Annotated in this window: 12 protein-coding genes; 3 read left to right on the forward strand and 9 right to left on the reverse strand. The window is 52.4% G+C overall.

What is annotated here, in order from left to right; genetic code table 11:
* Positions 1-55 precede the first annotated feature (55 nt).
* From P1P89_20660 to P1P89_20685, 6 genes are all read right to left on the reverse strand, one after another.
* The gene (locus P1P89_20660) at positions 56-184 is read right to left on the reverse strand and encodes a hypothetical protein (protein ID MDF1593926.1); all 129 of its coding nucleotides are present in this window, start codon (positions 182-184) and stop codon (positions 56-58) included.
* Positions 185-682: 498 nt separating this feature from the next.
* On the reverse strand, positions 683-1,516 hold the full coding sequence (locus tag P1P89_20665; protein ID MDF1593927.1) for a hypothetical protein: 834 nt from the start codon (positions 1,514-1,516) through the stop codon (positions 683-685).
* Between the two features lie 328 nt (positions 1,517-1,844).
* On the reverse strand, positions 1,845-2,336 hold the full coding sequence (locus tag P1P89_20670) for a transposase (protein ID MDF1593928.1): 492 nt from the start codon (positions 2,334-2,336) through the stop codon (positions 1,845-1,847).
* A 372-nt stretch (positions 2,337-2,708) separates the two neighbouring features.
* Positions 2,709-3,554 carry a rhomboid family intramembrane serine protease gene (locus tag P1P89_20675; GenBank protein MDF1593929.1) on the reverse strand — a complete coding sequence of 282 codons (846 nt, stop codon included), beginning with the start codon at positions 3,552-3,554 and terminating at the stop codon, positions 2,709-2,711.
* An 83-nt stretch (positions 3,555-3,637) separates the two neighbouring features.
* The gene (locus P1P89_20680; GenBank protein MDF1593930.1) at positions 3,638-4,027 is read right to left on the reverse strand and encodes a type II toxin-antitoxin system VapC family toxin; all 390 of its coding nucleotides are present in this window, start codon (positions 4,025-4,027) and stop codon (positions 3,638-3,640) included.
* The gene (locus P1P89_20685; GenBank protein ID MDF1593931.1) at positions 4,024-4,275 is read right to left on the reverse strand and encodes an AbrB/MazE/SpoVT family DNA-binding domain-containing protein; all 252 of its coding nucleotides are present in this window, start codon (positions 4,273-4,275) and stop codon (positions 4,024-4,026) included. The genes P1P89_20680 and P1P89_20685 overlap by 4 nt, the downstream gene beginning before the upstream one ends.
* A gap of 501 nt (positions 4,276-4,776) precedes the next feature.
* Between P1P89_20685 and htpX the strand changes: the two genes are divergently transcribed.
* Both htpX and P1P89_20695 read left to right on the forward strand, forming a co-directional pair.
* Positions 4,777-5,706, forward strand: a complete 930-nt coding sequence (htpX, locus tag P1P89_20690; GenBank protein MDF1593932.1) for a zinc metalloprotease HtpX — start codon at positions 4,777-4,779, stop codon at positions 5,704-5,706.
* A gap of 218 nt (positions 5,707-5,924) precedes the next feature.
* On the forward strand, positions 5,925-6,914 hold the full coding sequence (locus tag P1P89_20695; protein ID MDF1593933.1) for a ketoacyl-ACP synthase III: 990 nt from the start codon (positions 5,925-5,927) through the stop codon (positions 6,912-6,914).
* Between the two features lie 561 nt (positions 6,915-7,475).
* On the opposite strand, the gene P1P89_20700 is transcribed toward P1P89_20695, so the two are convergent.
* Both P1P89_20700 and P1P89_20705 read right to left on the reverse strand, forming a co-directional pair.
* Entirely contained in the window at positions 7,476-7,727 is a 252-nt protein-coding gene (locus P1P89_20700; GenBank protein ID MDF1593934.1) for a hypothetical protein, read from the reverse strand.
* A gap of 24 nt (positions 7,728-7,751) precedes the next feature.
* Positions 7,752-8,270 (reverse strand): glycine/sarcosine/betaine reductase selenoprotein B family protein, encoded by a 519-nt coding sequence (locus tag P1P89_20705; GenBank protein MDF1593935.1) that lies wholly within the window; start codon positions 8,268-8,270, stop codon positions 7,752-7,754.
* A gap of 95 nt (positions 8,271-8,365) precedes the next feature.
* Between P1P89_20705 and P1P89_20710 the strand changes: the two genes are divergently transcribed.
* On the forward strand, positions 8,366-8,671 hold the full coding sequence (locus P1P89_20710) for a glutaredoxin family protein (GenBank protein ID MDF1593936.1): 306 nt from the start codon (positions 8,366-8,368) through the stop codon (positions 8,669-8,671).
* Positions 8,672-8,985: 314 nt separating this feature from the next.
* On the opposite strand, the gene P1P89_20715 is transcribed toward P1P89_20710, so the two are convergent.
* Positions 8,986-9,195, reverse strand: a complete 210-nt coding sequence (locus P1P89_20715) for a hypothetical protein (protein MDF1593937.1) — start codon at positions 9,193-9,195, stop codon at positions 8,986-8,988.
* Positions 9,196-9,300 lie beyond the last annotated feature (105 nt).

Below are 9,300 nucleotides of genomic sequence, written 5' to 3' on the forward strand. Positions count from 1 at the left end.
GTGTCGCGCCAAATGATTATTGGAGGTAACCCTCTACATATAGTGGGCGGTTGAGTTAACTGCATACCCAGTTAAAACTATTGTTCCGGTCGACGATATCGATTAAAATATCAGTCTTTTCGATGCCGCGGCAGATGATGTGGTGCAGCGCACCGGCAGCGTCGATGCGGGCTTTACGCGGCATGTGAAGCCCCTTGGTTTTATGGGCTTTGATAGAACGCACAATATCATGACCGTCTCTAAAATGCTACATTTATTATTTGGTTTCGTAGGGAAGGGGGTTTGCCCCGTTCCGGTCGTCATTTTTTTGTAGGGATCAGGCTCCCATTCGATGAACTCATAGCAGTGAGCCCCCAGGCCGTGAGCCCCTCGGCCGTGAGCTCGGGGCCGAACGGCTCGGAGCCGAACGGCCTGCCGAAACGGCATCCCGTTCCGGAGGACCCGTTTTTAGTAGGGAACGAGTTCCACCTCGTTCAGTCGGATCGGCGCAGAGGACGATTCCTACGATAGAAACACCGGATCGGCCCGGAGGGCGATCCCCACAAAAGGATGTACCCCCGTTTTCGGATCAACGGAGACGTTGATCCCTGCAGAAGAGCGGGACGGTCATGAAATTGTGCGTTTCTATGTTTGATAAAAAAACACGGTCGCGCCCCGTTGAGCAATGCTGCCGACAGCTTGGTTATTTTCGGACCGGCGGGGGAGTTGGGGGATGGGGAATAGCCTTCCTGAACACATACTGGTATGAACCAACGGGAACCAGTTCCGGCGTCTCAAATGGAAGCGATTCATGGGCGCCGATGATCAAGAAACCTTTATCCAGAAGGCTGTCAAGTATATTTATAAAGGCCTTTTTCTGCAAATGTTCCCGGTAATAGGTCAGGAGATTGTTACGCACAAAGATGATATGGCAGCCGCTGCCGGGCGCTTCTGAAAAGAAATCCGCCTTTTGCCAGGTGATATGGTCTTTTAAAAAAGGTTGGACGCAGTATCTTTTGGCGCCCTTAGCGGGCGTAAAGTAGAGCGACAGCAAGGGGGCAGGGACATCCCGCAGGCTGCCGGGCGTGTAGATCCCGGCCTGGGCTTTTTCAAGGTACATCGGATTCAGATCCGTGGCGGTGATATGGAGTAACGGCCGAGGGATACGGCCTTTTTGTATGCGGTCCCAGATGATCTTGATGGTGTAAACTTCTTCACCGCAGGCGCAGCCGGCGGACCAGATATGGAGGCTTTTATTTTCATTTTGAATCAGCCCCGGGAATATGTTTTGTTCCAGTTCCTGCCAGAGCTGCCGGTCGCGGAAAAACCGGCTGATGGAAACGGTGAGCAGACGGCGGCACTGATCTCTGATTTCATCGTTATTTTCGATTGAGGAAAGGTATGTGTGGATATCGCGGCAGCCCAGCTGCTGCATGTGGCGGCGGATGCGTTTTTTGACCCCCTTGCGGACCTTGCGATACCCTGTCCGGGAAAGTTCAAAAAAGTCCAGAAGTTGGTGGAAGTGTTCGTCGTCCATAGTTATTCCGTGCTTGTAGGGAGCGGGCTTGTCCGCCGTATGTGTGGCGGGTTCCCATTCGATTACCTCATGGTGGAACGGCCTGCCGAAACGGCATTCCGTTCATGGATCGAGGCGGAGCTCGATCCCTACAAAAGGGCGATACCCCTTCCGTGCGGATCGAGGCGGAGCTCGATCCCTACAAAAGAGCGCTGCCCCGTTCGCGGATCGAGGCGGAGCTCGATCTCTACAAAAGGGCGATACCCCTTCCGTGCGGATCGAGGTGGAACTCTATCCCTACAAAAAGACGTTACCCTATTCCGGTGCGGATCGAGACGGAGTTCGATCCCTACAGTGGCAAAGGATCCGGCATTCCCGAATAAGCCCATTCTTCAGGCCTAGCCACCAAGCCCTTTCTCACAGGGTTTGCAAAGACATATTCACATATCTTCAGCAGACTTTCATCTTTCCGTAGGATGTGATCATAGAAGCTTTTCTGCCAGAGTTTTCCGTTTAATCCTTTCTCCTGTGCGAGCTTCGTGGTGTAAGTTTTCAAATTTCGGACAAGTTGAGAGACGCCGAAACCGTTTGCCGGAGACATAACCAAATGAAAATGATCGGGCATCACACAATAGCTGTATAGACGGATTCCTTTTTGATTTCTGTAAAATAAGACGGATTTAATTATTTGTGTCGACAGGTCTTTATCGAGAAAGGGACTTGTGCCTTCACTTGCACAGATTGTGAGAAAATACACCTGGGTGGGATTGGAATAGTCAAACCCTTTTAATCTGAGTCGTTTTCTATCCGGTTTGGGCGGATATCTTTTTGGGTTTTCCATATTTATCCGGATCGGCACGGAGGCCGATCCCTACAAAAGGTTTTAGATCATTTCGGTGCGGATCGACCACGCCGGGGCGTGGCCGATCCCTACGCCCCAACGGTGCCGATTTTTGTAGGGAACGGGTTCCCATTCGATGACCTCACGGCCTTGAGCGTGCCGAAATGGCACCCTGTTCCCGGATCGAGGCGGAGCTCGATCCCTACGCCCCAACGGTGCCGATTTTTGTAGGGAACGGGTTCCCATTCGATGACCTTACGGCCTTGAGCGTGCCGAAATGGCACCCTGTTCCCGGATCGAGGCGGAGCTCGATCCCTACAAAAGAGCGCTGCCCCGTTCACGGATCGAGGCGGAGCTCGATCCCTACAGAGCCTATCCTGTCACACGGTAATAAATTCCGGAAAAAAGCGCCCATATGAGGGTCAATACCGTCACCACCAGCAAGGCTGTTGCGAGGGCGCGATGGATATACGTTTCCGCTTTTTTTTCGCGGTAGCCCAGCATGATCCCGAGCAAGATGCCGGCCAGCATGCCGCCGCCGTGGGCCCAGTTGTTGATTCCTCGCACCAGGAAGCCAAAAATAAAGATTCCCACTGCCCAGCCCCCAACCTGCTTGTAAATGATCTGGCCATAAAGACCGCCGCGGCTTTTACCATAGTAAAGGGTCGCGCCGATCAGACTGCATACCGCAGCAGATGCGCCGATGGTAAAGGTTACCCCGGCCAGGTAAGAGACCAGGAAACCACAGGCGCCGCCAAGGGTATAAATGATAAACGTCCGGTAGTTTCCATACTCCCGGGCCACCAGGGGGGCAAGCTGCCAGAAGGCGAACATATTGAAAAGAATATGTAGAATCCCGCCATGGAGGTAATTGGCCGACAGAATCGTCCACCAGCGCTGCAGCCGGTCTATGGGAAAGGTGCCGGTGGCCCCCAGCAGCATCAGGCTGGTATTGTCCGGCGACAGATATGTCAGCGGGTTCATGGACATTCCCGGGTTTGCGGAGTTAAACAAAACGGTCAACAGGTACATGCCTGCATTGGTAAAAATAATGGCGCGGATCATAAAATCGGTATGGCTGAGTATGCGCGTCAGGAAATTGTTGCGCCAGCCTGAACCGGGCGATGAGATGCCGCAGTATGGACAACGGGATTCATCGGCGCTGATGAGCTTGCGGCAGTTGGGGCACAACAGGGACGATTTTTGGTGAAATGCCATAATTGAATTAGCCTTATCAAATTGTATTTCCAAGTACTTAAGCGAAAAGGGTCAAGGGTTCCAGATTTTACAATTGTTGGAAATCAGGGCATGATGAATTGAATTGAAGTCAGTTTGGATGCCTTTTGTATCATTTTCTTTTCAAAGGTTGCAAATGATTCTGACTTTAAGCCCGATGCGAGGTGGAGCGCATCTGCAAAGTCGAGCCCTGTTTCATACCAGCGTATGGCGCGAAAAAGACTATTGGGATCTTCGACATGCACATTCGGGAGCCCTAAGAGCTTCCGGAAGGCCTGCTGGATGGTTTTCCGCTCGATAGCATAGGCATGTCGCAGTACCCATTCGGTTTCCAGTATAACAGTCATAGCAATAAAAATGTCATTGACTTCCAACAGCCGGGCTGCCCGCTTGGCCTGAACAGGGTCATCTTTCGTCAAAACTCTGATCAGGATATTCGTATCAACTGCAATCATCGGCTTTCTTTCGCCCCCTTTGCAATGGCAACTTCCATATCCTTCAGGGTTTTTTTCGCTCCGTTATAGCGCGTGCATCCTAAAACGTCATTGAGCGTGGTCTCTTCAAATGGCTTGACAGGTTTCAGCTTGACCCCGTCTTCTAATTCTTCGATTAGAAATTCGATTCCAGCTTCCCATCCACGGGTATCTCGAACCCGTTTGGGTATCACAATTTGGCCTTTTTCCGACAACCGGGTGGTTTCCATTCCTTTCCCTCCCGTTAAGTAAGATTAATGTAAGATGAAAATAGTTTACGGCTTTCCTGCAAGTCTGTCAAGGAAGTTCATATCGAGGCGAAGGTCGATCCCAACAAAAACAACGACGGATCGGCATAGAGGCCGATTCCTACAAGAATAGTTGCCCCGTATCAGGGCGGATCGACGGGGACGTCGATCCCTACGTTCCAACAGCGCCAATTGTTTGTAGGGAACGGGTTCTATCCCGTTCCATTGGGTTGACGCGAGCCGTAAAAACGCCGGTTGCAGCGGATCGGGGCAGAGGCAGGTCCCGACAAAATAATGCCGGATCGGCACGGAGGCCGATCCCTACAGGCGTGGATCGAGGCGGAGCTCGATCCCTACAAGTGCTTACACCGGATGCGCCAGCGGAAAATGTTGATTTTTTAAAAATTGATCATATAATTTATTCAGCGTAATTTGCGGATAACAAGAATGATATATTGTTCTTAATTAAAAGGGGTAACACAAATGGGAAATCAAATAAAAACCACGATTTTGCTGGCGACCATGACCGCACTGATTCTGTGGATCGGGCAGTTTTTGGGCGGCCGCCAGGGTATGATCATTGCGCTGGTTTTGGCAGCCGGCATGAATTTTTTCAGCTACTGGTTTTCAGATAAAATCGTTTTGGCCATGTACAGCGCCCGGGAAGTCACCGCCCAGGAAAGACCGGAAATCTATGAAATGGTTCGCACCCTATGCCAGCGGGCCGGTCTGCCCCTGCCCAAGATATTCATTATTCCCCAGGAGACCCCCAATGCCTTTGCCACCGGTCGGAACCCGGAACATGCGGTTGTGGCCGTCACCGAAGGGCTGCTCAAACTGATGAGCCGGGAGGAGATCATGGGTGTACTGGCCCATGAACTGGCCCACGTCAAAAACAGGGACATCCTGATCGGGTCGATTGCCGCCACCATGGCCGGCGCCATTATGCTGCTGGCCACCATGGCGCGCTGGTCGGTGCTCCTGGGCGGCGGTCGGAGCAATGACGGAGAAAACCGGATGGGCGGCATCGGGTTGATCGTGATGTCGATATTGGCGCCGCTGGCGGCAATGCTGATTCAAATGGCCATATCCCGATCCCGGGAATATCTGGCCGATAAAACCGGCGCCGGTTTTGCCGGACATCCCGAGGGGTTGGCCCGCGCACTGGAAAAACTGGGAGCCTATTCCGGCAGACTCCCCCTGCAGGCCAATCCATCCACGGCTCACATGTTTATCGTCAACCCGCTGTCAGGCAGCAGTTTTACCGGCCTGTTTTCGACACACCCGCCTCTGGCCGAACGCATTGCCCGGCTACGGGGCGTTAAGCCCACGCCCCCAAGCGGCGATTCAGGCCGTGCCAATGATCGCATGGAAACCGAAGCGAAGAATACCTGGGATCGATTATCGGGCTGAATTTTGCTTGACCCCACAGCCCAATCTGACTATGTTCTATCAGGCTGCTGAAAACTGCGCCTAAGTATATGTGAGCATAAATACGATGATATTTCAATTTGTTAAAGAACTCTGGCGAATAAAAATCCCTCCCGGCCTCCCTTTATGAAAGGGAGGAGAATAATTTCCCCCTTTGTTAAAGGGGGTCAGGGGGATTTTTTCAAGAAAGCAGATTAGCGATGGAATCTATTCGAATTCTGGGAACAGGGTCGTATGTGCCGCCAAGGGTGCTCACCAATTTTGATCTGCAAGCCATGGGCCTGGAAACCACCGATGAGTGGATTATCAAACGCACCGGGATCAGCGAAAGAAGAATTGCCGCGCCGGAAGTTGCGACATCGGATCTAGGCCTTCAAGCCTCCCGGAACGCACTCAAAGCCGCCGGTTTATCGGCCGCCGACATTGATCTGATTATTATGGCAACGATTACACCGGATACTTGCTGCCCGGCTGCTGCCAACTGGCTGCAGGCCAAGCTGAACGCTCCCCAGGCGTTCAGCTTTGATATTACGGCGGCGTGTTCGGGATTTGTTTTCGGCCTGAACGCGGCGGTCCAGTATCTGCAGAACCGCACTTGCCGCCATGTTCTGGTGGTGGCGGCGGAGGTCATGAGCCGCACCCTTAACTGGCAGGACCGCAGCAGCTGTATTTTATGGGGGGATGGGGCCGGGGCGGCGGTCCTGAGTCGGGCAAGCAAGGGGCCGGAATTGCTGTCGACCCATTTGCACACAGACGGCGCCAATGGGCAGGATTTGCTGTTGCCGGGGGGTGGTTCAAAGACAACCCCGATTTCCCATGAAAGCGTCGAAAAGGGGCTTCATTATCTGAATATGATTGAAGCCAATTTAAGTTTTCGTGTGGCGGTGAGGCATTTTATTGAGTCCATCCAGGAGGCGTTACAGCATAATGGCTTGACGGTTGATGACGTCGATTGGTTTATCCCGCACCAGGCCAACATCCGGATGTTTCAATCCATTGCCAAGAGCCTGCATATCCCCATGGAAAAATTTTACATCACCCTTCATAAATATGGAAACATCTCTTCGGCTTCCTGTGCCATTGCCCTTGATGAGGCGATCCGGGACGGCAGCATCCGACCCGATCATTTAGTCTGCATGCCGGTTTTCGGTGGGGGGTTGACCTGGGGGAGCGCCATGATCCGGTGGTGATCTTGATGTAGGGGTCGGCCAAGCGCTGGCGTGGTCGCTCCGCCCAGTAATTGGATGTAGGGATCGGCCTTTGCGCCGATCCGACGGAACGGGACAGAGCCCGTTCCCTACAGATCGGCCTCTGCGCCGATCCGCATCAAAACAGTGTAATCCCTCGTAGGGATCGAGCTCCGCCTCGATCCAGGAACGGGGCAGAGCCCGTTCCCTACAGATCGGCCTCCGTGCCGATCCGCATCAAAACAGTGTAATCCCTCGTAGGGATCGAGCTCCGCCTCGATCCAGGGACGAGACACCGTTTCGGCAGGCTCAAGGCCATGAGGTCGTCGAATGGGAGCCTGTTCCCTACAGGAACATATTACAAACGAGTGTAAGGGTCGAAGTCCCCGTCGACCCGCTTCGGAACCGGCTATAGTTCCCTACAAAAAATTTGCAAAATTGCCAGGATCAGGGGGCAGGGGCCAGAAAAAGCATTTCTTTACTCTTTCCGGGTAAACGCGTCCATCTTCATAAGTTGCGCGATCCGTTCGTTGCTGATGATCAGCTTGTCGGGGACCTCCTAAATCAATACGTTTCTCTTTTCCAACGAAAGGGAATGTCAACAATCTCTCCCGGGGTGTTGATTTGATACAGGGCCTCAAACGCTTTTGTTAAAACCGCCCGGTGCTGGGCAACCTTGAAGGGTTCGCCCAAGGGATGGCCGAAGGGCCATTTTAAAAAGATGCTGCGGGGCGGTTTTACTTTTTCAGTATAATTTCTCACGATGGTAATGCCGATGGTGGGTATGCCGGCTTTTTCAATTTCGCGCTGGATCAATCCGACGGATTGATTGCATATGGCTCAGCCCGGCGTCAGCAGAGCGATATCCGTAGCGCCGGCTTTAAGCTTGCGGGCAATCTCAGGAGCGCTTCGGGTAATCAGGGTTGAAACATGGGGCCCGTCGATATGCCCCATGAAACTGTAATGGAAATCCGCCAAGGGGCCGATTATTTTTTCCTGCTGGAATTCATTCAGACGATCCAGGGGAAATACGATACTCATGTCTTTGTCCGCATCGGCATGGTCATAATAATCGTGGGTAATCATCAGGTCGGACAGGGAAGTCCCGGCGTTAATTTCCCGGTATGTCGGATCGCCGTCCGGGTCCTGCATGTCAAATGGCGTCTGGGTTTTATGGTGCACGCCGGCCGTTGTAATCAAGGCAACCCGGCTTTGATGGAGCGGCTTTGTTATTGGCGTCCAGGGGATGTCTTCCGACTCCCGGGGAATGTAGGAATCGACGAGGCGTTTGGCCAGGGATGGAAAACGGGTGATTATTCTGGCAACAATCTTATTTTTAATACGGGGATAGCTGAACACGCCCTATTCCTTTTCTTGACTTTTAATCTTTGTTTCTCCTATTTTATAAAACCATAATAGGCAAGCATCATCTTTTTTAACGGAGGGCTGAGACGATGACTGAAAATGTTCTGGTTTATTCGCTGAGCACCTGCAGCCACTGCAATGCGACCAAGCGCCTGTTGAGCGAGTGCAAGGTCGAGTATGTTTTCAAGGATGTCGATATGCTCAATGATCAGGACCGCAAAGCGGTTCTTGAGGATATTAAGGCGTTTAACCCCGAATGCTCATTTCCGACCATTGTGATCGGCAAGGCGGTGATTGTCGGGTATAATGAAAAAGAGATAATGGCGGCTCTGGGCATGGGGAAATCGGGAAAAAGCTTTTTGGCTAAAATCCTCGCTTTCTTTAAAAGGGGGTAATCTTCAATTTTCCCCTTCGATGCGGAACGGGATGCCGTTGCGGCAGGCCGTTAGGACCCGAGTTCACGGCCATGCGGTAATCGAATGGGAACCTGTTCTCTACGAGACACGATGGTTTCAATGATTGTAGGGATCGAGCTCCGTCTCGATCCGTAACGGAACGGGGTGGACCCGTTCCCTACAAATAATCGTAAATCGGGACGTAGGGATCGGCCTCCGTGCCGATCCGCAATGGAACAGGACAGAGCCTGTTCCCTACGAAAATTGTGGAATACGGAACGGGGTGGAACCCGTTCCCTACAAAAAATCGTAAATCAGGATGCAGGGATCGACGTCCCGGTCGATCCGCACCGGAACGGGGCGGCGCCCTTTGGCAGGGACCGGGTTCCGACTCGATCCGCATTCACCTCTTTCCCTTCGATACAGGCGGATTCTTTCATTAATTGATTCCTGCCGGCTGCGCGAAGGTATGCCTTGCAGACTTTACAGTCCGAACAGGTTCCCTTTTTGGCATAACGATCCATCGACTTTTCGCTTTAACTTTTATTTTTTGAATAGTGGGTATGCACTTTACTCAACCGACCACATGGTGTAGTATGCGGTTATGGAGGAGCCAAGACACCCTGTTG

Source organism: Desulfobacterales bacterium (genome assembly GCA_029211065.1).
GTDB lineage: Bacteria > Desulfobacterota > Desulfobacteria > Desulfobacterales > JARGFK01 > JARGFK01.